Origin of the sequence: Kribbella sp. NBC_00382 (genome assembly GCF_036067295.1) — a bacterium.
In the GTDB taxonomy this organism is placed as follows: domain Bacteria; phylum Actinomycetota; class Actinomycetes; order Propionibacteriales; family Kribbellaceae; genus Kribbella.
Map to the genome: position 1 here is coordinate 8,309,408 of NZ_CP107954.1, position 25,746 is coordinate 8,335,153.

General features: G+C 67.7%; 27 protein-coding genes. 11 read left to right on the forward strand and 16 right to left on the reverse strand.

Annotated elements, in window-relative coordinates:
- Positions 1 to 373 precede the first annotated feature (373 nt).
- Positions 374 to 2,416, reverse strand: coding sequence for an HNH endonuclease signature motif containing protein (locus OHA70_RS38915; RefSeq protein WP_328326760.1), 2,043 nt, complete (start codon positions 2,414 to 2,416; stop codon positions 374 to 376).
- Between the two features lie 46 nt (positions 2,417 to 2,462).
- On the opposite strand from OHA70_RS38915, the gene OHA70_RS38920 reads away from it, so the two are divergent.
- Positions 2,463 to 2,753 carry a hypothetical protein gene (locus tag OHA70_RS38920; protein ID WP_328326762.1) on the forward strand — a complete coding sequence of 97 codons (291 nt, stop codon included), beginning with the start codon at positions 2,463 to 2,465 and terminating at the stop codon, positions 2,751 to 2,753.
- 190 nt (positions 2,754 to 2,943) lie between these two features.
- On the opposite strand, the gene OHA70_RS38925 is transcribed toward OHA70_RS38920, so the two are convergent.
- The 3 genes from OHA70_RS38925 to OHA70_RS38935 all read right to left on the reverse strand — a co-directional run bounded on the left by OHA70_RS38925 (position 2,944) and on the right by OHA70_RS38935 (position 5,722).
- Positions 2,944 to 3,861 (reverse strand): GTP-binding protein LepA, encoded by a 918-nt coding sequence (locus OHA70_RS38925; protein WP_328326764.1) that lies wholly within the window; start codon positions 3,859 to 3,861, stop codon positions 2,944 to 2,946.
- A 261-nt stretch (positions 3,862 to 4,122) separates the two neighbouring features.
- Positions 4,123 to 4,593 carry an NUDIX hydrolase gene (locus tag OHA70_RS38930; RefSeq protein ID WP_328326766.1) on the reverse strand — a complete coding sequence of 157 codons (471 nt, stop codon included), beginning with the start codon at positions 4,591 to 4,593 and terminating at the stop codon, positions 4,123 to 4,125.
- 13 nt (positions 4,594 to 4,606) lie between these two features.
- A complete protein-coding gene (locus OHA70_RS38935) occupies positions 4,607 to 5,722 on the reverse strand; it encodes an erythromycin esterase family protein (RefSeq protein ID WP_328326768.1) in 1,116 nt (371 codons plus the stop codon).
- Between the two features lie 198 nt (positions 5,723 to 5,920).
- Here OHA70_RS38935 and OHA70_RS38940 point away from each other — a divergent pair, with 198 nt between their 5' ends.
- On the forward strand, positions 5,921 to 7,522 hold the full coding sequence (locus tag OHA70_RS38940; protein ID WP_328326770.1) for a DHA2 family efflux MFS transporter permease subunit: 1,602 nt from the start codon (positions 5,921 to 5,923) through the stop codon (positions 7,520 to 7,522).
- Here OHA70_RS38940 and OHA70_RS38945 read toward each other — a convergent pair whose 3' ends face one another.
- Genes OHA70_RS38945 through OHA70_RS38955 form a run of 3 tightly spaced genes read right to left on the reverse strand, consistent with a single transcriptional unit; the run spans position 7,523 to position 9,695 of the window.
- Entirely contained in the window at positions 7,523 to 8,287 is a 765-nt protein-coding gene (locus tag OHA70_RS38945; RefSeq protein WP_328326772.1) for an alpha/beta fold hydrolase, read from the reverse strand. It abuts the gene before it with no gap.
- 11 nt (positions 8,288 to 8,298) lie between these two features.
- Positions 8,299 to 8,598: a hypothetical protein gene (locus OHA70_RS38950; protein WP_328326774.1), complete on the reverse strand. Its 300-nt coding sequence runs from the start codon at positions 8,596 to 8,598 to the stop codon at positions 8,299 to 8,301.
- Between the two features lie 41 nt (positions 8,599 to 8,639).
- Positions 8,640 to 9,695, reverse strand: a complete 1,056-nt coding sequence (locus tag OHA70_RS38955; protein WP_328326776.1) for a fatty acid desaturase family protein — start codon at positions 9,693 to 9,695, stop codon at positions 8,640 to 8,642.
- Positions 9,696 to 9,885: 190 nt separating this feature from the next.
- Between OHA70_RS38955 and OHA70_RS38960 the strand changes: the two genes are divergently transcribed.
- The 3 genes from OHA70_RS38960 (at position 9,886) to OHA70_RS38970 (ending at position 12,270) form a co-directional block, all read left to right on the forward strand.
- The gene (locus tag OHA70_RS38960; RefSeq protein ID WP_328326778.1) at positions 9,886 to 11,184 is read left to right on the forward strand and encodes a sensor histidine kinase; all 1,299 of its coding nucleotides are present in this window, start codon (positions 9,886 to 9,888) and stop codon (positions 11,182 to 11,184) included.
- Positions 11,136 to 11,783: a response regulator transcription factor gene (locus tag OHA70_RS38965; protein ID WP_328326780.1), complete on the forward strand. Its 648-nt coding sequence runs from the start codon at positions 11,136 to 11,138 to the stop codon at positions 11,781 to 11,783. Before OHA70_RS38960 ends, OHA70_RS38965 begins: the two co-directional genes overlap by 49 nt.
- Positions 11,784 to 11,853: 70 nt before the next feature.
- On the forward strand, positions 11,854 to 12,270 hold the full coding sequence (locus tag OHA70_RS38970) for a YciI family protein (RefSeq protein WP_328326782.1): 417 nt from the start codon (positions 11,854 to 11,856) through the stop codon (positions 12,268 to 12,270).
- 1 nt (position 12,271) lies between these two features.
- Here the strand turns inward: OHA70_RS38970 and OHA70_RS38975 are convergent, their stop codons facing one another.
- From OHA70_RS38975 to OHA70_RS38990, 4 genes are read right to left on the reverse strand one after another with little or no spacing between them, the layout of a single operon-like run.
- Entirely contained in the window at positions 12,272 to 13,003 is a 732-nt protein-coding gene (locus OHA70_RS38975) for an amino acid ABC transporter ATP-binding protein (protein WP_328326783.1), read from the reverse strand.
- Positions 13,000 to 13,890 (reverse strand): amino acid ABC transporter permease, encoded by an 891-nt coding sequence (locus tag OHA70_RS38980; protein WP_328326785.1) that lies wholly within the window; start codon positions 13,888 to 13,890, stop codon positions 13,000 to 13,002. The genes OHA70_RS38975 and OHA70_RS38980 overlap by 4 nt, the downstream gene beginning before the upstream one ends.
- The gene (locus tag OHA70_RS38985; RefSeq protein ID WP_328326787.1) at positions 13,887 to 14,747 is read right to left on the reverse strand and encodes an ABC transporter substrate-binding protein; all 861 of its coding nucleotides are present in this window, start codon (positions 14,745 to 14,747) and stop codon (positions 13,887 to 13,889) included. Before OHA70_RS38985 ends, OHA70_RS38980 begins: the two co-directional genes overlap by 4 nt.
- Positions 14,744 to 15,568 carry a helix-turn-helix domain-containing protein gene (locus OHA70_RS38990; RefSeq protein ID WP_328326789.1) on the reverse strand — a complete coding sequence of 275 codons (825 nt, stop codon included), beginning with the start codon at positions 15,566 to 15,568 and terminating at the stop codon, positions 14,744 to 14,746. Before OHA70_RS38990 ends, OHA70_RS38985 begins: the two co-directional genes overlap by 4 nt.
- A 49-nt stretch (positions 15,569 to 15,617) precedes the next feature.
- Between OHA70_RS38990 and OHA70_RS38995 the strand changes: the two genes are divergently transcribed.
- Positions 15,618 to 16,406 (forward strand): phytanoyl-CoA dioxygenase family protein, encoded by a 789-nt coding sequence (locus OHA70_RS38995; RefSeq protein WP_328326791.1) that lies wholly within the window; start codon positions 15,618 to 15,620, stop codon positions 16,404 to 16,406.
- Here OHA70_RS38995 and OHA70_RS39000 read toward each other — a convergent pair.
- From OHA70_RS39000 to OHA70_RS39020, 5 genes are all read right to left on the reverse strand, one after another.
- Complete coding sequence (locus OHA70_RS39000; protein ID WP_328326793.1) at positions 16,385 to 17,518, reverse strand: hypothetical protein; 1,134 nt, start codon at positions 17,516 to 17,518, stop codon at positions 16,385 to 16,387. The two genes, OHA70_RS38995 and OHA70_RS39000, sit on opposite strands and share 22 nt — an antisense overlap.
- Positions 17,519 to 17,554: 36 nt before the next feature.
- Positions 17,555 to 19,333, reverse strand: a complete 1,779-nt coding sequence (locus OHA70_RS39005) for a 3-hydroxyacyl-CoA dehydrogenase family protein (protein WP_328326795.1) — start codon at positions 19,331 to 19,333, stop codon at positions 17,555 to 17,557.
- 64 nt (positions 19,334 to 19,397) lie between these two features.
- Positions 19,398 to 19,850 carry an NUDIX domain-containing protein gene (locus tag OHA70_RS39010; RefSeq protein ID WP_328326797.1) on the reverse strand — a complete coding sequence of 151 codons (453 nt, stop codon included), beginning with the start codon at positions 19,848 to 19,850 and terminating at the stop codon, positions 19,398 to 19,400.
- A complete protein-coding gene (locus OHA70_RS39015) occupies positions 19,847 to 20,209 on the reverse strand; it encodes a hypothetical protein (RefSeq protein ID WP_328326799.1) in 363 nt (120 codons plus the stop codon). Before OHA70_RS39015 ends, OHA70_RS39010 begins: the two co-directional genes overlap by 4 nt.
- 40 nt (positions 20,210 to 20,249) lie before the next feature.
- Positions 20,250 to 20,573 (reverse strand): hypothetical protein, encoded by a 324-nt coding sequence (locus OHA70_RS39020; protein WP_328326801.1) that lies wholly within the window; start codon positions 20,571 to 20,573, stop codon positions 20,250 to 20,252.
- A gap of 72 nt (positions 20,574 to 20,645) precedes the next feature.
- Between OHA70_RS39020 and nucS the strand changes: the two genes are divergently transcribed.
- The 5 genes from nucS to OHA70_RS39045 all read left to right on the forward strand — a co-directional run bounded on the left by nucS (position 20,646) and on the right by OHA70_RS39045 (position 25,745).
- On the forward strand, positions 20,646 to 21,305 hold the full coding sequence (gene nucS / locus OHA70_RS39025; RefSeq protein WP_328326803.1) for an endonuclease NucS: 660 nt from the start codon (positions 20,646 to 20,648) through the stop codon (positions 21,303 to 21,305).
- 58 nt (positions 21,306 to 21,363) lie between these two features.
- Positions 21,364 to 21,672: a hypothetical protein gene (locus tag OHA70_RS39030; protein ID WP_442913861.1), complete on the forward strand. Its 309-nt coding sequence runs from the start codon at positions 21,364 to 21,366 to the stop codon at positions 21,670 to 21,672.
- Between the two features lie 36 nt (positions 21,673 to 21,708).
- On the forward strand, positions 21,709 to 23,529 hold the full coding sequence (glmS, locus tag OHA70_RS39035) for a glutamine--fructose-6-phosphate transaminase (isomerizing) (RefSeq protein ID WP_328326805.1): 1,821 nt from the start codon (positions 21,709 to 21,711) through the stop codon (positions 23,527 to 23,529).
- Between the two features lie 114 nt (positions 23,530 to 23,643).
- A complete protein-coding gene (locus OHA70_RS39040) occupies positions 23,644 to 24,753 on the forward strand; it encodes an esterase-like activity of phytase family protein (RefSeq protein WP_328326807.1) in 1,110 nt (369 codons plus the stop codon).
- Between the two features lie 71 nt (positions 24,754 to 24,824).
- Positions 24,825 to 25,745, forward strand: coding sequence for an FAD-dependent oxidoreductase (locus OHA70_RS39045; RefSeq protein ID WP_328326808.1), 921 nt, complete (start codon positions 24,825 to 24,827; stop codon positions 25,743 to 25,745).
- Position 25,746: the final 1 nt, after the last annotated feature.

The following is a 25,746-nucleotide window of genomic DNA, read 5'->3' on the forward strand; positions in this document are numbered from 1 at the left end:
TCCTCTGGATGAAGGGCCGTCCGGTATCTGCCTCGGCGTCGCTGCTTCCGGATCGACCGGTACGGGCGTCGACCTGGTCACCTTGGCCGTCGAGAAAGGTCCACTCGTCTCTTCTGGGCGCAGCGCGGCCGACCTCGAAGGGCTGGGGATACAACGCCGTTGGTCGCTCTGCATGACTTACTTCGAATCGAGACAGGACCTCAGTACGTGATCGCGCTTGCCTGGGACGGCCTCCGCTGCTCTCCAAACGAAACTCCTGAAGCAGACCAGTGGGTCAGCCCTGACGAAGGCTCAGACCGCTCGGTCGACGACGGACCCATGTCGACCGAGAGCCTTATGGTCGGCTGCTTTGTGACTCCCGGCGCGGCCCCGATCAGGTGAGGCGGTGGGTGCCGGTGTGGTCGACGCGGAAGGTGAAGCCGTTGGGGGTGGTCCAGTGGAGTGCTCCTTCACCGGCAGGGCGGACTCGCCAGCCGTGGGCGTGGGTTTTGACGCGGTGGTGGTACCGCGTTGCTGGTGTGAGGTTGGTGGTGCTTGTTTGGCCTGGTGGTCCGTGGGGGTCGTAGGGCTGGATGTGGTCCAGGTCGGTGTGTGGGGTGGTTTCTGTGGTGCTGTAGGGGAATCGTTCGACGGGCTGGGCGAGGCGGATGCGTTCGCGGATGCGGGTGGGGATTTCGTAGGCGTTGACGTCGATGTGCTGGTTGAGGTCGATGACTGGTTTGAGGAGTACCTGGTTGTGGCCGAGTAGTTCTTTGAGCTGGGTGGCGATGAATGCTCCGTGCTCTTCGACTCTGACGATGCCTTCACCGGTCAGCAGCGTCTCGTCGGTGATGTGGACGTAGAGCACGACACGTCCACCCCTGCCCACCCCTCTCGCACTGCCGCTCCCGCTGGTCGCGATGCTGGCTCCCGGGGCGTGGGCGGCGTTTTTGATGGTGGCGAGTTTGCTGGCTAGTTGGTGGCGGGAGTATGGGTCGATCGCTGCTCGCGTCTCGACTGCAGGACAGCGGGTAGGGCTTGCCGGTTCTTCGTCGATGCTGGGGTGTGGCGCGTCCCAGTCTGGTTCGTCGGCTAGGTCGGGCTCACGGAAGTCGCCGGCCACGCCGACCGCGCCGAGGCCGTGGAAGTTGCTGGGGTCGCCGGAGTCGCTGGGGTCGCCGTAGTCGCTGAGGCCTACGGGCGGCTCGTCGGCCGGTACTTCGGGCAGGTCCGACTCGACCGTCGGAGAGCCGTCCGGCTGGGTGGCCGGTGTTTGGGGCGAGCCGCGCTCGCCGGTTCCGGTGCGGACGATGTCGGCGCTCAGCTCGGGATCCGGGGAGTTGCCGGGTGATTCTGGGGTGGGTCCTGCGGGTCGGCGCAGCTTGACTCCGAGTACGTCGCCAGATGGCTCTGCAGCGGGTGTTCCGGGCGCGGTTGCATTGGGTGTTGTGGGCTGGTTCGGGTCGGCGTGGGAGAGGTCGCGAGTCGGCTCCGGAGCTGTTGCCTTGGGCAAGCGCGGCTTGGCGTCCGAGGAGTCGTGGGGCGGGTTCGCCGCGGGTCCTCCGAGCGGGTTCGCCGCGGGTGCTCCGAGCGCGTTTGTAGCGGGCGCTCCGGTTGAGTTATCGGTGGGCGCTCCGGGTGGGTTGGTGAGGGGTGCTGCGGTGGAGGGCTGGTTGGTGTTGGTGCCCGGGGCATCGGTGGCCGGAGCGTCGGCGGCTGGGGTGTCGGTGGCCGGAGCGTCGGTGGCCGGAGCGTCGGCGGCCGGAGCGTCGGCGGTTGGGGTGTTGGTGGTCGGGGTGTCGGTGGTTGGGGTGTTGGTGGGGGTGGGGTGGGTGGCTAGGTAGCGGGCGGCGGTGAGGAGTTCGTAGGCGGCTAGGGGGTCGGCTAGCCAGCCGATGGCTTTGGCGCGGCGTTCGGACAGGGAGTCGGGGTCACCGAGTTCGCTGAGGGCCCAGGCGACGTCGTTGAGGGAGGCGTTGATGGCGATGACGTCGCCGCTGGAGGCTTTGACCCAGATGGTTTTGGTGCCGTGGTCGTCGGAGGGCTGGACCCAGACGCCGCGTTCGCGGGCGTGTTGTTCGGCGGCCTGGCGGGCGGCGTCGGGGTCGGCCTCTTTGACGACCGCGTCGATGATTTTCTGTAGGCGGTAGGCCGACAGGGTGTCGATGACGGCGACGACGCGTTCGTCGACGAGGGCGGCCGCTTCGAGGGAGAGTTTCAGGCAGGCGCGGGCGACAGCGCGGGCGCGCCACACGACGGTGTGGCCGTTGAGGGTTTTGGCCCAGATCCGTGGGAGGCGGTGGCGCAGGGCGAGTGCTTCGCCGATGTAGCTTGCGGCCGCGCCGCTGGAGATCTTGAGCAGGACGCCGAGTTCGGCGGGGGCGAATTCGGCGATCGGGGGGGCAGCCGTCGCCGCCGTACACGACGAGCCGCTCACCGCCACGCGCCCCGGAACTCTTCTCGGAGGTTGTGGGCAGGGTGGTGTGGAGGTCGGCGAAGTGCAGGGTTGCTTGGAGTTTGCCGAGAGCGGCGCGGTTTTCTTCCGTGTCGAATTCGACGGCGGCGTCGAGGGTCGCGGCAGCGTCGAAGTCATCCCATCCATCGTCGAACATGCGTTCGATTCTATCGTGACTTTGTGTGACGGTGAAATCGAGAGATGCTCATCTCCCTTATCTATAAGGGATGCCGCCGCGCCCGCGCTGGACCCTGGCGAGCGGCGGCGTTCCGGGTCCGCGGGGTGTTCGAATTCGTTCGGGATCGGCGACAGTGCATGAGCGGTGGCCGAGGCTGGACAACTAGCCCCTCCCCCGAGACAGCACCCGCACGCCCCTCCCCCATCCGCGGGTGCTGTCTCCCCCAACTCGGCACCGCGGGTGTGACCGACACGGAAGGCGAATCGGGGAGACGCGGCAGCACGCGTCCGCCACGGAGCGGCGGGCGTGCAGGACGCGTGGATGTAGGCGGTTAGGCGGGGTTGGGGTGGCTTTTGGCTGCCAGGCGGGCGGCTCGGTGGAGGGAGTCCAGGACGTAGGTGGGGACTCGGAGGCCTTGGCGGTGGGCCCAGAGCATTTCGAGTTCGAAGCGGCCTATTTGCTGGGCGTAGCGGTTGAGTTCGTCGTCGTTGGCTGCCGTGGTGATACCCAGGTGGTGCATCACGTCGCCGAACTGGGCCCACTGCTTCTTGGTGTAGGCGCCTACGGGTTCGAACGTGTACCGGCGCAGGGTTCTGACGATCCACTTCTGCCAGTCGGCCATCTCGGACCACAGACCCTGGGCGGCGATCTTGTAGTAGGCGAAGTGGCCGGGCTCCTGGCGGCGGATCGGAGCGACGACTGTCATCGCGACCGCCTTCTCGCCGAGGTCGAGCAGGCCTTGGTGAAGTTTGTTGTACGCAAGGATGGCCGACTGCTCCGTCGCGACACCGGTCAGGTAGTACAGCATCCGACTCACATCCTGGACGGCGCTCCATCGGCCGAGCGCGCCCAACACCTTGTAGCTGAAGGCCATCGAGGTGAGGTCGGGCTCCGACTGCGGCAAGCCGGCCAGCTGTTGCAACCGGTCCAGCAGGTAACCGTGATGCGTCTCCTGCGGCAGCCACACGTCGGCGTAGAAGTGTTTGTCGACCGGCGGCGGGTCGGGCAGCAGCAGGTTGAGCTCGAGGACGTTCCGCTCGACCTCCAGCTCGACCCGCGACATGTACGTCAGCACCGGACCGAATCGCTCGGCCAGCAACTCCGGCCGCACCATCGAGTAGTCGGCGCTGTCCACCGGGATCGGCGGGTGCTCCTCGGCAAGCCGGTCGACATGCTCGGCCAGCCGCGCCTCCACTGAGAACGGCTTCCGGGGACGACGCCGCCAGGGCGGTCCGCTCGCGGCGCTCATGGCCGGGCCACCTTGGTCGTCCGCACCCGCCGCGTTCTGCTGTTTTCGCAACCTCTCATGACGATTCTCACCCACCCCCAGGCCTCAGATCACCTTCAGCCGGTCTGACCTCTGGTAAGCACTACCTTACTTTCCACGGGGTAACATCACCCACTGCCTTTCACCCTGTACTACGTGATCCCAGGCACTTACACTCTCCCAGCTCGACGACGCGGACCTGAGCGATTCGGAGCAGGTCCCCGTACGGATCGGTGCAACTACTCAGTGCCGAACCAGACCGCCGACCGCAACGGACGGCAGGTGCCCGGTAGCCGGCGCAGCCACCGCCAGGCCGACGCCGACGTCGATCACCACTGACCGGCTCAGCCCGGCAACGGCAGACAGCGGGGTCCATACCGACTCAGCCGTCTCCCCGTTCGGCTCAGGCCGGAACTTACCGCCAGTGATCCGTACTCCGTAGAAGACCCCGACGTTCTGGTGCAGCGTCCCGTTGGTGCTCTCAGCAGCAGAGATCAGTCGCGAGTCCACGCCCAGCAAGCGCTCGACAACAGCCGAACACCCGGTCTCCTCGGCGACCTCACGGATGACCGCGTCGTACGGGTCCTCCGCGTGCTCGACCCGGCCGCCGGGGAGGGTCCACCAAGTCCCTTCCCCTAAAGGAGATACGTACCGGGCGAGCAGCACCCGGCCATCATCGATGCACACCGCGTACGCCGCCAGCCGGAAACTCATGGGCGCACCCTACTCAGAGCGAGGTGCCGCCGTTGATGTGCAGGACTGCGTCGACCTGGTCGAGCAATGCCTGGTCTAGAGGGAAGTACCCCTGCCGTGGGTTGATGTCGGTGCGCGTCCGGGCAGCTGCGAGTGCAGCGGCGGGCGTCAGGCCCCAGTCACTGATCGTGTGCTGCAGGTTGCCCTCGTATGTATCCGGCTCCGGCTCGGCCAGCCCGAGGGTCGGGCTGCTGCCAAGGCTGCTGGCGATCACCGCGTACCGCTGGCCCAGCAACTCACCCACGATGGCGCCGGCGGAGTACCAGTCGCGCTGAAGACCAGCCATGCGTTGCAGGTGGGCGTTGTGCGCAAAGACCAGCGTCGGGCCGCGCTGAGACTCGATACTGCGGATGTCGAGAAGGTTCTGCGCCATCAATGAGTCCCGGGCAGCCATCAACCGGGCGATCCGTACCTCCTGCGAGCCCGGTTGGGCTGCGACCTTGTGGTACCGCAGCAGGCCGAGACCGGCAGTGAGATGGGTACGAGCCCGGTACCAGTCAGCGCGTGAGGTCGCCGCAATGCGCTCCGGCGCACGGGCATAGAGCGAGATGAGCAGATCGTCGGCGATGACGCGCAACTGCTCGGCCTCCGGGGTATCGCCGATCGACTGCGCCGGGTCGAGGATCGCCTCCTCGCGGCTCCACCGTTCGTCGTCACCGACCAGACCGTCAAGATCGAGCTCGACGCCCAAGTAGTCGCGCGCATACTCCAGATAAATCCTCGGGCTGGCAGCGCTCGTGTTCTCAGTCGAAGCATCGAAGCCATGGAAGGCAACCCGCTCATCGGCCGGCCGACCTTCGTTGTACTCCCGCAGCCAGGCGACGAGTCGCTGGTTCGCCACCAGCTCCCCGAACCGATGCGAGAAGCCGGCACCCATGTCGAGCGTCCCCGAACCACCCTGGACGAAGTCGTCCACGAGTAGCCCGGAAACGCGATCGGTCTCCAGCGCGACGGACCGGAACCCCTGCTCCACCAGTACTGCGAACAGCTCGTTGCGGACCAGCCCGAAGGCCGGTTCCTGATGCGTCGGCTCGCCCAGCCCCAGCAGTTCACAGGACGGCGGTACGAAGTGTCGAATGTCTTTGCTCATGTCCCTGAATCTTATCGTTGAAGCTGCAAATGAAGACTTCAAGACCCCGTACTCCGCAAGCCAGCCGAAAAGTCTCAAACCCGTAGATCAAAGAGCCACCAACTGGCGAGCCGAAGAAAGTTGGAAAATGTGCTCGTCTCCGGCGCGGACCGGCGCGTAGTGTCGCTAGCGACGGGATTCCTGCCGAGGGGGGAAATCGTGAGCCAGCCTGCTGTCCAAGAGCCGGACTACCCGGACAACATCGACGCGGCCGTACTGAAGATCGCCGGCGTCGTGGTGCTCGGGGCCATCATGTCGATTCTCGACATCACCGTGGTCAACGTCGCACTGCCGACCTTCCAGGACGAGTTCGGGTCGCCCGACAGTCCGGTCTCCTACTCCACTGTCGCCTGGACCGTGACGGCGTACACGCTCGCGCTCGCGACCGTGATCCCGCTGACCGGCTGGGCCGCCGACCGGTTCGGCACCAAGCGGCTCTACATGACCGCGATCTTCCTCTTCACCGCCGGCTCGGCCCTGTGCGCGACCGCGTCGAGCATCGACATGCTGATCAGCTTCCGTGTCCTGCAGGGACTCGGCGGCGGCATGCTGATGCCGCTCGGGATGACGATCATGACCAGGGCCGCGGGGCCGCACCGGATGGGCCGGCTGATGGCCATCCTCGGCGTACCGATGCTGCTCGGCCCGATCCTGGGACCGATCCTCGGCGGCTGGCTGATCCAGGTGGCGAGCTGGCACTGGATCTTCCTGATCAACGTGCCGCTCGGCGTGATCGCGCTGATCTACGCCTGGCGGGCGCTGGCCCCGGACGTGGCGCACCGGTCGGAGTCCCTGGACATCCTCGGGGTGGTGCTGATGTCCCCCGGACTCGCACTGTTCCTGTTCGGTATCTCCTCGCTACCCGCCGAGGGCGGCGACTTCGGTGCGCCGCGGGTGTGGGTGTCGATGGTGATCGGCATCGCGCTGATGCTGGCCTTCGTCTGGCACTCGTTCCGGCCCGAGCATCCACTACTCGACCTGAGGCTGTTCCGGGACCGCAACCTCACCGTCTCGATCATCACGATGTTCCTGTTCGCCGCCGCGTTCTTCGGCGGGCTGCTGCTGGTACCGACGTACTTCCAGCAGATCCGCGGTGAGTCCACGTTGCACGCCGGCCTCCTGGTAGCGCCGCAGGGGCTCGGGGCGATGGTGACCATGCCGATCGCCGGCCGCCTGGTCGACAAGATCCCGGTCGGCCGGATCGTGCCGGTCGGGCTGGCGCTGATCGTGGTGGGCATGTTCGGCCTGACCCAGATCACCGCCACCACGTCGTACGGGCTGATCATCGCGATGCTGGTCGTGATGGGTTTCGGGATGGGCGGCACGATGATGCCGTTGTTCACCACGGCCCTGCGGACGCTGACCGGCGCCCAGGTCGCGCGCGGCTCGACACTGCTCAACATCAGCCAGCAGATCGCCTCGTCAGTCGGCGTCGCGACGATGTCGGTCGTGCTCACCAACCAGCTCAACGACTCGCCGATCATCCCCGGTACGCAGGGCGCACCCGGCCTGGGAGCGGGACTGCGCGAGACCCAGGCGGCGATCCTGTCCAACACCCGCCCGGACATTCTCAACGCACTCCATGTCGACCCTGCCGCCATCGCACGCGGTCTGGTCGACGCCGCGACGGCCTTCGCGCACAGCTACTGGGTCGCCTGGGTCCTGGTCACCATCACGCTGATCCCGGCGCTGATGCTGCCCCGTAAACGGCAGGCGTCAGACGTGGTCAACGCAGCCGCACCGCCGCCGGTAGTGCACTGATCAAGCGAGGAACGGCGTTACCGCAGCGAGGAAATCGTCGAGGCGTTCGGCATGTACCCAATGCCCAGCCTCGGCGATTTCGGCGTACTGAACCTGCGGGAAGTACCGCGTGATGATGTCGCGGTGGTCCTGCTGGACGTAGTCGGACTTGCCGCCGTAGACGAACAGCGTCGGGCCGTCGTACGTACCGTTCTCGTCGTCCGGCCAGCCGGAGATGGCGGGCAGCGCGGCCTCGATGACCGGGAGGTTCGGCTTCCAGCGGGCGCCCTGGTCGTCGAGGATCAGGTTCTGGAGCAGGAAGGCCCGGGTGCCGGGTGAGTCGACGGCGTCGACCAGTTGAGCGTCGACATCAGCACGGCGCTGGACGTGGGACAGGTCGGCGTGGCGCATCGCCCGGGCGTACTCGACGAAAGCCGGCGGGTACGTCACCGGAGCCGCGTCGACCACGACGAGGCGGTCGACCACCTCGGGGTGCCGGAGCGCGGTGAGCATCGCGGTCTTGCCACCCATCGAGTGCCCGACCAGCCCGACCGGGCCGACGCTGAGGTCGGTGATCGTCTCGAACACGTCCAGCGCCATCTCGGGATAGCTCATCGTGTCGGTGTGCGGCGAGCTCCCGTGATTGCGCAGATCGAAGGCGTACACCCGATGCGCCGACGCCAGCCGTCGCGCGGCCGTCATCCAGTTCCGCCCCGACCCGAACAGCCCGTGCATGACGACGACCGGCGAGCCACTCTCGCCGTACGCCGTAACTGGAAGCTTCATCAACAGCCTTTCTAACGGTGGCGTTGCCAGCAGGCCTTGTGCCAGTGGCGGCGCTCGTCCAGGGACTGGCCGCCACCGATGGCGGAGAGCAGGCTGGGGGTCTCCGGCCAGACGACCACGTGTGGCGTGGCCGGCGGGATCAGCTGGTCGCAGCCGGGGCAGCGGTAGGACTTGCCCGCCGCCGAGCCGCTGACATGGCGGACCATCCAGTCGCCGTCCGAGCGGGATTCCCGGTTCTGGTGTCCACCCATCAGCGGCCGGTCGCTGACCGGTCGCGTGTGTTTCGAGGGCTTCTTCTTCCGGGACACCATGACAACACCCAGCGTATCGGCCGGCCCCCAGCCCTCAGCACTCAGACTGTCTTGCTCTGATCGCGGAGTTCGCTGCCGACCTCGTGCATGTGGCCGAGGCCCATCCGGTACGACTCGACCACGCCGGTGTTCAGGTACGGCATCCCGATCTTGGCGCAGTACGCCTCGACCATCGGCTGGGCGAAGCGCAGGTTGGCGCGCGGCATGCTCGGGAAGAGGTGGTGCTCGATCTGGTAGTTCAGCCCGCCCATCAGCCAGTCGGTGACGAGGCCGCCCTTCACGTTGCGGGACGTCAGCACCTGCTTCTCCAGGTGGCCCCAGTTCGTGTCGGCGTCCGGCATCTCCATGCCCTTGTGGTTCGGGGCGAAGACGCTGCCCAGGTGCAGGCCGAAGAGCGCGTGGTGCAACGCGGCGAACGCGATGGCCTTGCCCGGCGACATGATGAGGAAGAGCGCACCGAAGTACAGGGTGAGGTGGGCAGCCATCAGGCCGAGCTCGATCCTCGCGTCGCGGCGATCGCGGCGGCTCCAGAGGAACAGCACGCTCGACACCTTGAGGTTGAGGCCTTCGAGGGTGAGCAGCGGGAAGAAGATCTTCGCCTGGTGCCTGGTCAGCCAGCCGTACAGGCCGGTGCGGCCCTCGGCCTGCTCCAGTGTCCAGACCAGTACGCCCTCGCCGACGTCGGGGTCCTTGTCGGTGTGGTTCGGGTTCGCGTGGTGCCGGTTGTGCTTGTCGTTCCACCAGCCGTACGACATCCCGCAGACGAAGTCGCCGTGCAGCATGCCCAGTACGTCGTGCAGCTTGCGCGAGCTGCCGACCTGCTGGTGGCCGGCGTCATGGCCGAAGAAGGCCGCGCGGGTGGTGAAGATCGCCAGCGGGATCGCGAGCAGCAGTTGCAGCCAGGAGTTGCCGAGCAGGACGATGCCGGCCCAGGTCGCCGCCAACAGCGCCACGTTCAAGGTGATCGCGATCACGTAGGAGGCGGTCCGGCGTTCGAGCAGCCCGGCTTCCTTCACTTCGCGAAGCAACGGCGCGAAGTCGCTGCCCTTGGTGGCTGTTCGTTCGCGGGTAGGGGCAAGCGCAATGGGCTGAGCCATTGAGTCCTCATCTCAGAGCGGTGGGGAGGCCTAGGCGTTCAGCCGCGGGCCAGCGTAGTGCAACCAGCCTGTGCCCCGGACCATCCGAAAGCATGAGTGCTACTACCTCAGTACCGAGGGGTGCTGAGGCCCAGCGGAGAGTGGGCCTAGCACCACTGAGGCCGACCTGACTCTCGGTCATGATGGTGATATGACGATCACACAGCAGGCGCCGAGGGTGCCGATGCGGTTCCCGGCGCTCGCTCAGCCCTTCGTGGCGCTCGGGCTGGCGATCCTCGCCGAGCTCGGGATCGCGTTCTTCGTCCTGAACGTCGTGGCGGTGCCGCTGATCGCGGTCTGGGTCGGAATCCCGCTGCTGCTCGTCTTCGTGCCGTGCACCCGCTGGTTCGCGAACTGCCACCGGGTCATCTATGCCTCCATCACCGGCGTCCCGATCCCCAAGCCCTACAAGAAGCCCCCGATGAAGGGGCTGTTGATGTGGCTGCGGACCACCCTGACCGACCCGGCGACCTGGCGCGACATCGCCTGGCTGCTGGTGAACGCGGTCGTCGGCTTCACCCTGACGTTGCTCTCGGCCATCTTCTTCCTGGCCTCGATCTTCTACCTGATCTACCCGTTCCTGGTCTGGGTCACCCCGGACGGCGTCTTCACCGAGCCGTTCGGTGGGCTGTTCACCGTCAACGTGGCGACCAGCTTCCTGGTCATCCCGGTCGGTCTGATCGCGTTCCTGATCTGGCGCGGCTCGGGTGAGCGCCTGCTCAAGGCGACTGCTTACATCGGCAAGTCGCTGCTCGGCCCGACCGAGAGCGCGCAGCTGGCGATCCGGGTCCGCGAGCTGTCCGAGTCCCGGGCCGAGACCGTCGACACCCAGGCGGCCGAGCTGCGGCGGATCGAGCGCGACCTGCACGACGGCGCGCAGGCCCGGCTGGCCGCGCTGAGCATGAACCTCGGGATGGCCGAGGAGATGGTGGCCCGCGACCCCGCCCAGGCGGCGGCGCTGCTCACCGAGGCCCGCGAGTCCGCCAGTACTGCGCTCTCCGAGCTCCGCGATCTGGTCCGTGGCATCCACCCGCCCGTCCTGGCCGACCGTGGCCTCGAAGGCGCGGTCAAGGCGCTCGCCCTGAGCATGCCGTTCAAGGTCGACGTGACGATCGACCTGCCCGGCCGCCCGCCGGCGCCGGTGGAGTCAGCGGCGTACTTCGCGGTCGCCGAGGCACTGGCCAACGCACTCAAGCACTCGGCGGCCACCACCGCCTGGGTCCAGCTCAGCCACGAGCGCGAACGCCTGCACATCCTGGTCGGTGACGACGGCGTCGGTGGCGCGACGGTACGGCCCGGCGGCGGTCTGTACGGTATCGAAAGGCGGTTGGCCGCCTTCGACGGTACGTTGACCGTGGCCAGCCCGACCGGCGGGCCGACCACTGTGATCATGGAGTTGCCTTGCGAGTCGTCATCGCTGAAGATCACGCCCTCCTCCGGGACGGCCTGATCCGGCTGCTGGAAGCCCACGACTTCGAGGTCGTGGAAGCCGTCGACAACGGCCCCCGGCTGGTCCCGGCGCTCGTCGAGCACCGGCCGGACGTGGCCGTCGTCGACGTCCGGCTGCCCCCGACCTTCACCGACGAGGGGCTGAAGGCCGCCATCGAGGCGCGCCGGCAGGTACCGGGGCTGCCCGTCCTCGTGCTGTCGCAGTACGTCGAACAGCTCTACGCCCGTGAGCTCCTCACCGGGGGCGGCGGCGCCGTCGGCTACCTGCTCAAGGACCGCGTCTCGAACGTGGCCGAGTTCCTCGATTCGGTACGCCGGGTCGCGGGCGGCGGTACCGCGATGGACCCGGACGTGATCGGGCAACTGCTGGCCCGCAACACGCGGGACGAGCCGATCGGGCGACTCACGCCACGCGAGTCCGAAGTACTGGGGCTGATGGCGGAGGGGCGGTCGAACGCGGCCATCGCGGGTGCGCTGTTCGTCACCGAGAAGGCCGTGTCGAAGCACACCAACAACATCTTCTCGAAGCTCGACCTGCCACCGTCGGAGGACGACAACCGCCGGGTGATGGCAGTACTCACCTATTTGTCGTCGCGCTGATGTAGAGAACCGGGCGCCGGCTTCGTCCCTGGGGTGTAAGCGGCACCTGAATCGATAGGAGTTGTTCGAGATGACGAAGTTCCTGCTGATCGTGGACTACCAGCCCGGCGTGATCGACACCCCGATGACGGAGTGGGCGCCCGAGGACGTCAAGGCGCACATGGAGTACTACAGCGCGCTGAACGACGAGCTCAAGGCGAGCGGCGAACTGGTGGAGCACCTGGCGCTCACCTGGCCTGAGGAGGCCAAGACGGTGGTCTCCGACGGCAAGTCAGCGCCGGTGATCACCGACGGACCGTTCGTCGAGTCCAAGGAGATGCTGGCCGGCTTCCAGATGGTCGACGTCGACTCCCTCGAGCGCGCCCTCGAGATCGCCGCCCTCGTCTCCCAGGTCCCCGGCCCCGGCGGCGTACCGATCCAGCAACCGATCGGCGTCCGCCGCGTCATGGAAGCCGCCGACTTCGAGGAGATCAACCCACTCGGCTGAGTCACAGCCGGATGCGGCGGAGGAACTCCTGGGTGCGCGGTTCGGCCGGGTGCTCGAGGATCTGGCCGGGTGGACCGACCTCCAGGAGACGGCCTTGGTCGAGGAAGCAGACCTTGTCGGCTACCGAGCGGGCAAACGTCATCTCGTGGGTGCAGAGGAGCATGGTCATGCCCTCGGAGCTGAGTTCGCGCAGCAGGTCCAGGACCTCGCCGACCAGTTCGGGGTCGAGGGCTGAGGTGACCTCGTCGAGCAGCATGAGTTTCGGGGAGTTGACCAGGGCCCGGGCGATGGCGGCCCGTTGCTGCTGACCGCCGGAGAGTTCGTCGGGCTTGGCCGATGCCTTGTCGGCCAGACCCACTCGTTCGAGCATCTCCAGGGCGCGGGTGCGGGCCCGGTCGCGGGGAACCCGGTGGACGCGGATCGGCGCGAGGGTGACGTTGTCCAGTACCGACAGGTGGGGGAAGAGGTTGTAGGACTGGAAGACGATGCCGATGCCGGAACGGACCTTGTCGGTGTCGATCCGGGGGTCGGTGATGTCGGCGCCGTCGAGTTCGATGACGCCGTCGTCGACGGTCTCGAGCAGGTTCACGCAGCGCAGCAGGGTGGACTTGCCGGAGCCCGATGCGCCGATCAGGACGACGCACTCCCCCGCCTCGACGTCGAGGCTGAAGTCGTCGAGGACGAGGTTGGTTCCGAAGGACTTCCGCACGTTGCGGATGGACAGCAGGCTCACACCGCACCTCCGCCGGCGCCGTACCAGCCCTGCCGCCGGGCGACCCAGTCGGTCAGCCGGGTCAGCGGGATCGTCAGGGCCACGAAGAGCAGCCCGGCGACGACGTACGGGGTGAAGTTGAAGTCTTCGGCCGTCTCCAGTTGCGCTGCGCGGATTGCGTCGATGACGCCGAGGACGGCGATCAGGCCGGAGTCCTTCTGGAGTGAGACGAAGTCGTTGAGGAGTGGCGGCAGCACTCGTCGAACCGCTTGTGGCAGTACTACGAAGCGCAGGGTTTGCCGGTGCGATAGGCCGAGGGATCGGGCCGCGGCTCGCTGGGACGGGTGGATCGACTCGATCCCGGCGCGGAAGACCTCGGCCACGTACGACGAGTAGGTGAGCACCAGTGCGGCGCCGCCCCATATCACCGCCTGGTTGGGCAAACCGCGCAACTGCAGGGCCGGTACGCCGAAGCCGAGCAGGAAGATCACCAGTAGCAAGGGCAGGCCGCGGAAGATGTCGGTGTAGGCGGCGGCGAAGATCCGGAACGGGAAGAAGATCGGGCCGCGCAGGGTGCGCATGATCGCCAGCGTCAGCCCGAAGATGACGATCAGCACCGCGCAGACCAGCATCACCCGGACGTTCAGCCAGAGGCCCTGGGCGACGACCGGCAACGCCTCCCAGCCGCGATGGAAGTCGAAGAAGGTCGCCCGCACCCGCGGCCAGCCCGGCGTCGACCCGACCCCGAAAACCACCAACGCCAACAGCACAACGGTGCTGATCCCGGCGATGGCGCCGGAGCGGACGGTCTGCCGGCGGCGATAGGCCAACCGCTCCAACTGCACCGCAGACGGCCTCCAGCCGTCAGGCTCCGCGTAGCCGCCGGGCATCTCTGGCTCTCGGCTCACGAGAGTTCCGGTGCGCCTTCCGAGGTCAGCCATTGCTTCTGCAGGGCGGCCAGCGTTCCGTCGGCGCGGAGAGCGTCGACCGCCTGCGAGACACAGGGCGTGAGCTTCGAGCCCTTCTCGAAGACGAAGCCGAACTGTTCGGGCTTGTCCGTCGCCGGGAGCTGGCCGACGATCTTGCCGTCGTCGAGCTGCGCCGCGGTCATGTAGAAACCGGTCGGCAGGTCGACCACGATGCCGTCGATCTGCTTGTTCTTCAGCGCCTGCACGGCCAGGTCGTTGGAGTCGAACACGGCCGGCTGCTGCTTCGGTTTGATCACGTCCCGCAGCGAGGTGTAGCTCGTCGTCCCGACCTGCGCGCCGAGCTTGGCGTCGGCGAGTCCGGCGACCGAGGTGACAGCGGCGATCTTGCTCCCCACCGTGGTGATCACGGTCTGCCGGACGTCGTAGTACCCGGTCGAGAAGTCGACGGCCTTGGCCCGGTCGGCGGAGATCGACACCTGGTTGACGTCCAGGTCGAACTTCTTCGGTCCCGGCGCGAAGGCAGCGTTGAACTGGACCGTCTGCCACTTCACCTCGGCCGGCTCGAACCCGAGCTTCTTCGCCACCGCGTAGGTGACCGCCGACTCGTACCCCTTGCCGTTGGCCGGGTCGTTCCCCGAGAACCACGGCTCGTACGCCGGTTTGTCGGTGCCGGCCGAGAAGGTGCCGGCCGTCTTCAACGCCAGCTTGTCCTTGCTGCAGGCATCGGCCGAGGACGGCTGCGGCGCAGTACCGGCAGAGTCTTCTTCAGGAGCACAGGCGGCGAGCCCGACAACAGCGAGGGCGGCCACGACGACCAGAGCTGAACGAGCAGTCATGGCAGAAGCGTAGAGCCCAACTGCCGCCTGTACTGCGTGGGGCTGTGGCTGGTGTGGGCGCGGAAGCGGGTGGAGAAGTAGAGCGGGTTGGTGAAGCCGACGTCGGTGGCGATGGCGGCGATGGGGCGGGAGGTCAGTTCTAGGAGGCGGGCGGCTGCATCCAGGCGGCGGCGTTCTACGAATTGTTGGGGCGTCACCGCCAACTGGGTGCGGAAGAGGTGGGCGAAGCGGGAGACGGAGAGGGTGCTCTCTCGGGCCAGGGTGACGATCGAGAGGTCGGCTCGGAGGTTGCGGTCGATGTACTCGATGGCGCGGAGGAGGCGGTCGTCGATCTGGGCGGCTTTGGGGTTCTGGGTGTCGCACCAGATGAGGGCCGCCTCCAGGGCGTTGATGCTCAGGAGTTCGCCTTGGGTGAGGACGCTGTCTTGGTGACGGACTGCGTCGGACAGGGCGCGGGTGATTCGGGCAGCGGCGGCTGGGCTGGGCGTCAGTTGGAGGATGCCGGGGGCAACTGCCGGCCAGTCGAGTAAGGGCAGCCAGTCGGGGCGTGGGTGGAAGTGGGCGAAGAGGAAATGCCAGCGGTCGCCTGCGGTTCCGTAGTCCTGGAGGGTGCCGGGACGGATGAGCGTGGTGACGCCGGGGTTGGCGTGGATGCCCGAGCCGACGCTGCCTTGGCCGTCAAGGGTGTGGATCAGGAGCCAGTCCGTCGTGCCGCGCCGACGGTACGTGGCGTAGCTCGGGCCTTCGTCGAACTCGCCGGCCAGCAGGCGGCGGACGGTTGGAGTGAAGGAGTCCGGCGTAGCAGGATCTCGAAGGTTCACAGTTCGATAGAGTATCCACACCTCAGCCTTGGCGGCGGATGCTGGAGGCATGACCAGCACAGTTGCAGAGGTGTACGCGCGGGACGGGATCGTGCAGGTGCCCGGCGTCCTCGGTCCCGCCGAGGTCGAGCAGATCAAGGCTGCGTACATGACGCAGGTCGCCGTGGATCACTCGCTGGCGATCGATGACGGCGTACCGGCGGAGGACCCGCTCGCGCAGTACCCGCGGTTCGTCCATCCGCATCGGCGGACCGAGGTGGAGGCCGGGCGGCTGGCATTGGAGTTGATGCTCGACAACCGGATCCTCGATGTCGTCGAGACCCTGATCGGGCCGGCATTGGGTGCTCAGTCGATGTTCTACTTCAAGCCGCCGGGCGCTCGGGGGCAGGCGATGCACCAGGACAACACGTTCCTGCGGGCGCATCCGGAGACCTGTCTGGCCGCGTGGATCGCGATCGATGATGTGGACGCGGAGAACGGCGGGCTGGCGGTGGTACCGGGCTCGCACGAGGTCGAGTTGGTCTGCCCGGAGCAGGCTGACCTGACTGAGTCGTTCACCAATGCCGAAGTACCGATTCCCGAGGGGCTGAGCAAGGTACAGACCCGGATGAAGGCCGGGGACGTGCTGTTCTTCCACGGCAGCGTCGTGCACGGCTCGCGGCCCAACACGAGCCCGGAACGCTTTCGGCGATCGCTGATCTTCCACTACATCCCAGAGGAGAGTACGGAGATCGCCGGCTTCTACAACCCGCTCGTACGCCCCGACCGCCGCACCACAGTCATCCCCGAAGCCATCGGCGGTGGGCCTTGCGGCGACTACGCCAACGCGGAGCCGTAAACCTGCCGAGCCGGGCCGCGCGGTCGGGAGCCGAGGGCACAGCCGGCGGCCATGATGGCCAGGAACGCGATCGTGATGAGCAGGGTCGGGACTGACCGGGCTGGCCCGAAGGGTTCTTCGGCTGCCGCGGCGGCCAGGCAGCCGGCGAGGGTTAGGGCGAGGAGGGCGCAGGAAAGGCTGAGCAGGCGGAGGAAGGCCGCTGCGACCGAAGGGTTGAAGCGCGCTCCGGTGAAGCGCACGCCTGGTTGTGGCTGAGGTGGGTGCGTCCCCCATTGATCGAAGACATGCCGCGGTACTTCGAGACTGTCGAGCGCGGCGAATCCGTTGGCCAGCACGTCGGCGGTGAGCTCGGTGTCGTCGGAGATCACCAGCGCGGTACCGGCGACGGTCAGCGTGAACGGCCTGGCATCGAGCAGAGCCTGCATCGTGCGCGGATGCAGAACAGCCATCAGGTACCGGGAGTCCTCACCCAGTACGTCGAAACTGCGGTTGAACTCCGCGCTCTCCAAGGACAGATCGGACCGCAGCATTCCGCTCCCCGGACGCACCTCGAGCGGCGGCAGCGCGGCCGGCAACGACGGCGCCACGAACACGGCTAACCGCCGGCGACGGCACAACACCCCATGCCACTCCAGCCACCGCACCTCGAACGCCACTCCCGCCGGAGCCCGTACTACGTTGCGCACGACCGCCGTCCGCCCGACCGGCAGGGGCAACAACGGCAGCTTGAGATCGGCAACCTCCCGACTGGTTGCCCCAGGCCACGAAAACCTCAGCAACAGGACAGCGACGGCCGCAATCACCAGCACCGGAAGCAAGGCGAGCAGGACGACAGCGCCCACGTCGTACAGGCTCCACAAGACCTTGCCGAAAAGAGCGCCGACGGCAACGACCGCGATCCAGCGCGCTACCCGTCCGGTCTGCGGCGAGATGGTGAGCAGCATCGCCGCACTCGGCAGAACGACCACAACCACCAGCACCATGGTCGAACTCCATCCCGGCCACTCCTCCCCGACCAGCCCCGGCATCATCAACAGCCCGAGCCCGGTCCAGACCAGCACCAGCAGATACGCGACGCCCAGCAAGCTGGCGCCTAACGACTTCGTCCGCATCCGCACACTCTGCCACTCCCCAGTGGCACGGCCGGATCAGCTGGAGTAGTCGCGGAAGCCGCGGCCTGTTTTGCGGCCGAGGTAGCCGGCGGTGACCAGGTGTTCGAGGAGAGGGGCGGGGGCGAAGCCGGGCTCGCGGAACTCGAGGTAGAGGGTGCGCTGGATCGCCAGGGAGACGTCCAGACCGACCACGTCGAGGAGTTCGAACGGGCCCATCGGCAGGCGGCAGCCGAGCTTCATCGCGGCGTCGATGTCGTCGACGCCGGCGTAGTGCGCCTCGAGCATCCGGACCGCGTCGTTCAGGTACGGGAAGAGCAGGCCGTTGACGATGAAGCCGGCCCGGTCTCCGCACCGTACCGGGTGCTTGCCTGCGGCAACTGCCACCGCGGCGACGGTGTCGGCGACCTCCGGCGAGGTACTCACCGTGCTGACCACCTCGACCAGCTTCATCACCGGCGCGGGGTTGAAGAAGTGCAGGCCGACGACGTCCGCGGGGCGCTTGGTCGCCATCGCCAGGTCGATCACCGGCAGGCTGGAGGTGGTCGTCGCCAGCACCGCTCCCGGCTTGCAGATCTCGTCGAACGTCTCGAACAGCGCCTGCTTGACGCTGAGTTCCTCGACGACCGCCTCGATCACCAGGTCAGCCTGGGCGAGGTCGTCGAGTTTCGCAGTACCGGTGATCCGGGTCAGGGCCGAGTCGCGCTCCTCGGAGGAGAGCTTGCCGCGCTGGACGCCCTTCTCCAGCGAGCGTTCGAGGGCCGCGCGGACGCGGTCGACCTTTTCGGTGCCGCGGGCGACGTACAGGACGTCGTACCCGGCCTTGGCGCAAACCTCGATGATGCCGACCGCCATCGTGCCGGAGCCGACGACGCCGACCTGCCGGATCGAGCGGACCGCCGGTGCTCCGCCCGAGGCCGAGGGAGTCAGGTCGTCATCGACGACGACCGGCGAGTCGGGCGACTCGTAGGTGTAGAAGCCGCGGCCCGCCTTGCGGCCGAGCAGCCCGGCGGTGACCATCTGCTTGAGGATCGGGGCCGGCGCGTGCAACCGGTTGCGGCCCTGCTTGTACATCGTGTCGAGGATCTCGTACGCCGTATCGAGGCCGATCAGGTCGAGCAGAGCCAGCGGACCCATCGGGTAGCCGCAGCCCAGCCGCATCGCGGCGTCGACGTCCTCGCGAGTGGCGTAGTGCGACTCGACCATCGAGACGGCGTGGTTCAGGTAGCCGAACAGCAGCGCGTTGGCGATGAAGCCCGCGCGGTCGGCCGCGACGACGGGAACCTTCTCCAGCTTGCGGGCCAGCGCGATGACGTCGTCGACCACGTCCGGCTCGGTGACGACGGTCTTGATCACCTCGACGAACTCCTGCACCGGCGCCGGGTTGAAGAAGTGCATGCCGACGACGCGGCGCGGGCGCTGGGTGGCGACCGAGATCTCGGTGACCGAGAGGCTGGAGGTGTTGGTGGCCAGGATGGCGTCCTCGCGGACCACCTTGTCGAGCGCCGAGAAGATCTCGCGCTTGAGCTCCAGCCGCTCGATCACGGCCTCGATCACCAGGTCGCAGTCGGCCAGCGCCTCGATCTCGGTGGCGAAGGTGACCCGGTCGAACAGCGCCTGCTGGTCCTCGGGCGACAGCTTGCCGCGCTTCACGGCCCGGTCGGTCGAGTGCTGGATGTGCCCGCGGCCGCGTTCGACCGCCTGCTCGTCACGCTCCACGCCGACGACGCTCAGCCCGTGCCGGGCGAACACCTCCGCGATACCGGCCCCCATCGTGCCGAGCCCGACCACTCCGACCGTCTTCAGTTCGCGCGCCATGGCTCGAAGTGTGCCAGTCACCACACTGGTCCGCACATGAGCTGTGTCACCCGCGTCGCCAACCTCACACCTCGTCGACCACCAGAGGGGTCCTGGTCCAGTCGTCTAGGAGGCGGTGGTGTTCGGGCGTGGCAGCCAGGGCTTCCGCGATCGAGGCGGGCCTGACATCCCGTACTGCGAGCTGCCGCGGCTCGAGCCACACGGCCCGGTAGCTGCCCGCCTTCGAGTGCTCCGGGCTGGACAGCTCCTCCCCGGTGCCCTTGCCGAACTCGCCGCCCAGTACTTCGGCCCGGTAGTAGTACTGAGTGCTGCCTCGGAAGTTGATGACTGCGAGGAGCCCGTCGACCCGGACAATCAGCCCTAGCTCCTCGTGAGACTCGCGGACGGCGGCCTCTTGCGGGGATTCGCCGTCCTCGACTCCCCCACCGGGCAGCGTGTAGTAGGTCATCCCACCCCGCACCCGCTCGATCGCGGCAACTCCGGCGGCGGTGAGCAGGACGATTCCCGCGCGGATCATCCCGGCGTACCGGCGGCTACCACGTGCCAGCCGTCGCCTTCGTGCTCGATGACGGCCGGGAGGTCGATGCCGAGGTTGAGGTCGGGGGCGATCACCACCACAGTCTCCCCACGATGTTGATCCGCAATCTCGCGCACCATCGCCTCGACCAGCCGCCGGTCCGCCTGGCTCGGGTTTGCCGGGGCCGGATGCTGTGCGGCGGGCAGCAGCGTCAACCTGACACTGAGTTCGTCCGCCAGCTGGGTGGCTGGACCTGTGGCCGCTGCGGTGGCGTAGACGGCGGCGATGCGCTCGCCCGCCAGGCGCTCGCGTGAGCCGGGCGGCAGGAGGATCAGCCGGGCGGGGCACATCAGGTTCATGGCTGGGGGCCCAGCGGGGGCCAGGGGCGGTACGGCAGGTTCACGGGCGGACGAAGGCCAGGGCCTGTTCGGCGTATTGGGGCCAGGTGGCGGCGTGCTCGAGGGGGATTACCACCCATTCCTTCATCGGGCGGCCCATGCCTGGGTCGAAGTGCTCTGCGCCGGTCAGTTTGAGGGCTTCTTCGCGGGGCTCGGGCGGGAGTTTGAAGGTCATCGCGTCGCCGAACAGGCCGGCCAGCATCTTCTTCTCGATCTTCAGGCACGGCATGCCGAACATGCTGCCCTCGACCACCCCGGCATCGGCGAGCCCTTTGGCGACCGCGTCGTACTCCAACCGCGTCTTCAGGCTGATCTTCGGCTTCATGGGCCCAGCTTCTCACCCGGCCCGGCAGGGCGACATGGGGTTCAGCACCGGATTGGACTACGGTGCTTTCTCGTGCGCCTGGTGATTGCTCGTTGCTCAGTGGACTACTCCGGACGGCTGACCGCCCATCTTCCGATGGCGCCTCGGTTGTTGATGGTGAAGGCGGACGGGTCTGTCCTGATCCACGCCGACGGCGGGTCGTACAAGCCGCTGAACTGGATGTCTCCCCCGTGCAAGCTGACGGAGGAAGACGGCGTCTGGAGCGTCACCAACAAGGCCGGCGAGGAGTTGCGGATCACCTTCGAGGAGGTGCTCAGCGATTCGTCGTACGAGCTGGGCTTGGACCCGGGGCTGATCAAGGACGGCGTCGAGGCGCACCTGCAGGAGCTGCTGGCCGAGCACGTGCACACCTTCGGCGAGGGCTTCACCCTGGTACGCCGGGAGTACCCGACCGCGATCGGCCCCGTCGACCTGCTCTGCCGGGACGCCGAGGGCAAGCACGTCGCCGTCGAGATCAAGCGCCGCGGCGAGATCGACGGCGTCGAACAGCTCACCCGGTACGTCGAACTGCTCAACCGCGACCCGCTGCTGGCCCCGGTCCGCGGCATCTTCGCCGCTCAGCTGATCAAGCCGCAGGCCCAGTTCCTGGCCACCGACCGCGGCCTGGAGTGCGTCACCGTCGACTACGACCTCCTCCGCGGGATGGAATCCGACGTACTACGCTTGTTCTGACTCAGCTACAGTGTGTGATCCACGTAAAGCCTGCCCGATATCGGGCAGATCTTTGCCAATGAACCTCATTTCACTGCACAGTGGGCGGGTGATGAGTGAGGCGGCGGATCCCAGCGAAGACCTCGTTGACCAGGTCAGCCGCACCACCGGACTGACGCCGGACGACGCCCGCCGGGTGGTGGCCGACGTCCTGGCGTACTTCACCGAGACGACCGAGCAGTACGTCCGGCGCCGGCACCGCGAGCTGCAGACCTACGGCGCCCGCAACGACGAGATCTTCGCCCGCCTCGGCAGCGAGCTGCGGCACTGGCCGGTCCGCTCCCCCGAGCTCTCGGCCCGCCAGCTGCGACGCATCGTCTACGGCTAACTGAACTGAACCCCCACGAAAGGAACACCCCTCCCCATGTGCGGAATCGTCGGATACGTCGGCACCAAACCTGCCGCGCCGATCCTGGTGGACGGCCTGGCCCGGCTGGAGTACCGCGGCTACGACTCGGCCGGTGTCGCCGTCGTCGGGTCCAGCGAGCTGAAGGTGCACAAGGACGCCGGCCGGGTCCGTGAGCTGGAGGCGTCGCTGCCCAAGCGGTTCGGCGGCAAGCTCGGCATCGGCCACACCCGCTGGGCCACCCACGGCGGCCCGAGCAAGGACAACGCGCACCCGCACGCCAGCGGCAACGAGCGGATCGCCGTCGTCCACAACGGCATCTTCGACAACGCCGGTGTGCTCCGCCGTCAGCTCGAGGAGGCCGGCGTCAAGCTGCGCTCCGAGACCGACACCGAGGTCCTCGCGCACCTGATCGAGCAGTCCGACGGCGCCACCCTCGAGGAGAAGGTGATGGCCGCGCTGCGCCGGATCGAGGGCACCTACGGCATCGCCGTGGTCGACCTGGACTTCCCCGACCGGATCGTGGTCGCCCGCAACGGCAGCCCGCTGATCCTCGGCATCGGCGACGGCGAGATGCACGTCGCCTCCGACGCGGCCGCGCTGATCCGCTACACCCGTCAGGTCGTCTACCTGGACGACGGCGAGATGGCCACCGTCAAGGCCGACGGCTACCGCACCTTCACCCAGGACGCGTCGCCGACCACCAAGACCGCCAAGACGGTCGAGTGGAGCGCCGACGAGTACGAGCGTGGCCTGCACGAGCACTTCATGATGAAGGAGATCCACGAGCAGCCGGAGGCCGTCCAGCGCGCCCTTCGCGGCCGCCTGGACGAGCGCTTCCACACCGTGCACCTGGGCGGCCTGAACATGGACGCGCGGGAGGCCCGGGAGATCAAGCGGGTCAAGATCCTCGGTTGCGGTTCGGCGTACTACGCCGGCCAGATGGGCGCCCAGTTCATCGAAGAGGTAGCCCGGATCCCCGCTGACGCCGAGCCGGCGTCGGAGTTCCGCTACCGCAACCCGGTGGTCGAGCGCGACACCCTGTACGTCGCGGTGAGCCAGTCCGGCGAGACGCTCGACACGCTGGTCGCGGTACAGGAGCTGAAGCGCAAGGGCGGCCGGGTGATCGGCCTGGTCAACGCGGTCGGCTCCAGCATCGCCCGTGAGGTCGACGGCGGTGTCTACCTGCACGCCGGCCCGGAGGTCTCGGTCGCGTCGACCAAGGCGCTCACCAACATGGCCGTCGCGTTCGCGATGCTCGGCATCCACCTCGGCCGGATCCGCGACGTCTCCCCCGCCGACGGCCGCCGGCTGATCGAGGGCCTGAAGCGGATCCCCGAGCAGATCCAGACGATCGTCGACCAGGAAGAGGCGCTGGGCGAGATCGCCGGCCGCCTCTCCAAGCACGAGAGCGTCTTCTTCGTCGGCCGGACCCGCGGCTACCCGGTCGCCCGTGAGGGCGCCCAGAAGCTGAAGGAGATCTCGTACCGGCACGCCGAGGCGTACCAGACCTCCGAGCTGAAGCACGGCCCGCTGGCGCTCATCTCGCCGGACGTGCCGAGCGTCGCGATCGTGCCGAAGGACGAGCTGCTGGACCGCAACATCGGCGCGCTGCACGAGATCGCCGCTCGCTCGGGCCCCCTGTACGTCGTCACCCACCCCGGCGTCGACGTCCCGGACGGCGCCGCCGCGGTGATCGAGGTCCCGAAGAACGAGCCGGAGCTCGACCCGATCCTGCTCACCATCCCGCTGCAGATCATCGCGTACTACGCCGCGGTCGCCCTCGGCCACGACGTCGACAAGCCGCGCAACCTGGCGAAGTCGGTCACCGTCGAGTAGTCCCGCACCTCCTCCGAACGCCGGCTGCAGCAACCTGCAGCCGGCGTCCGGCGTTCACGACCGGGTTGTAGGTTCTGTGGCGGCCCCCAATGCCTGACTTTCAGAGGACATCCCATGCACTGGAAGACTCCCCTGGCCGCGACCGTCACGCTCGCAGCTCTCACCGCCTCACTGACCGCCACGGCGGCCTCGCCCCAGATCGATCGCCACAGCAGCGACCCGGCGGCCTGCTCGCCGGACGCGAGCTTCCGCGGCTTCACCGACAGCCTGGACAAGACGACGTACGCCGGACTGCCGGTGGCCGGGCTGTCCGCGATCAACCTCAATGCGCCGCATCACGCGGTCGCGCTGGTCGACAACGTGACGAACACCCCGGCCCGGGTCTTCGGGCTCCAGCTGGGCGATGACCACGGCAAGCCCGAGGTCGCCGTGGACAGCGTCACGATCCTGCGCCGGCCGGACGGTACGCCGTACAACAACGTGGACTTCGACGGCGAAGGCCTGGTCAACGATCTGGGCGGCAAGACGATCCTGGCCACCTCCGAGCGCGAACCGTCGATCCGCCGCTTCAGCCTCTCCACCGGTCTCGAGCTCGCCTCGCTGCCGGTACCGTCGCGGTTCCAGGTCGCGCCGGCCGGCGAAGCCACCAGCAACGCGACCTTCGAGTCGCTCGCGATCAGCACCAACGGCCGCACCCTGTACGCCGGAATGGAAGGCCCACTCGCCTCCGACGGCACGGACGCCGCCGGCAGCACCCGCAATCGGATCCTCCAGTACACGGGCCGTCCCGGTGGCGCGTACTCCGTCGCCGCCCAGCTCGCCTACAAGCCCGACCCGGGGCTCGCCCTGGTCGAGCTCGCCTACGTGCACAGCGACCAACTGGTGTCGATGGAGCGGACCTTCACACCCGGCGTCGGCAACACGATCCGCGTCTTCAGCGTCTCGCTGACCGGGGCGAAGGACGTGAGCACCCAGGCATCGCTCGCGGACGCTCCGGAGAACGTGTTCGTCAAGAAGAAGCTGCTGTTCGACCTGGTGAACTGCCCGCCGTCGGGCGCGGTCGCCAAGCAGCCGCAGCCGAACCCGTTGCTGGACAACGTCGAGGGCCTCGCGCTCGGCGGCTTCCTGCCGAGCGGCCGCCGCCAGCTCTACCTGATCTCCGACGACAACTTCGGCGCCACCCAGATCACCCGGCTGTACTCACTCGCGGTCGACCTGCACTGAATCGTTGCCCTCAGCCACTCTCCTACAGCGTTCAGGTAGCGGGAGTGGCTGAGGGGCGACACAATGCGTGAATGCGCGTCATCGTGGTCGGAGCCGGAGTGATCGGGCTCAGTTGTGCCGTTCGGCTGGCCGAGTCCGGGTATGACGTGGCGGTGTTCGCTCGCGATCTGCCGTTGGAGACGACGTCGGGGGTCGCCGCCGCGATCTGGTACCCGTTCCTGTCGGCTGGTGATCGGGTCGCGGGGTGGGCGCGGACGTCGTACCGGGAGTTCGGCGAGCTGGCGGAGAGCGAGCCGTCGGTGCAGCTGCGGCACGGCAAGGAGTACCTGCTCGAGCCGACTCCCGATCCGGTGTGGGCCGATGTGCTGACCGACATGCAACGCGTCGGGTCGCCGCCGCCTGGCTTCCGCGACGGGTGGTCGTTCACGACGCCGGTCGTGGAGATGCCGCTCTACCTGCAGTACTTGGTGAAACGGCTCGAAGCTGCCGGTGGCACGCTCAACCGGGCCGCGCTGTCCGCCCTGCCGAACACGGCTGCGATCGTTGTGAACTGCGCGGGCATCGGCGCGCGGCTGACCGCGGCCGATCCGACGGTGACGCCGATCCGCGGGCAGGTGTTCACCGTCGAGCAATTCGGCCTGACCGAGTGGTCGATGGCCGACAGCAACTCCGAAGAGCTTTGCTACGTCGTACCACGCTCGAACGACATCGTCGTGGGCGGCACCGGCCAGCCGGGCAACTGGGATGTCGCCGTCGACGACAAGACCGCCCGGGAGATCCTCGAGCGCGCCGTCAAGCTGGTTCCCCAACTGCGCAAGGCGAAAGTCCTCCGGCACCGCGTCGGACTGCGACCCGCTCGACCGTCCGTTCGCTGCGAAAGCGTCCGCACTGGCGACCGCCAGGTGATCCACTGCTACGGCCACGGCGGCTCCGGCATCACCCTGTCCTGGGGTTGCGCGGACGAAGTGCTCGAACTGGTTCGGGAAGGTTGAG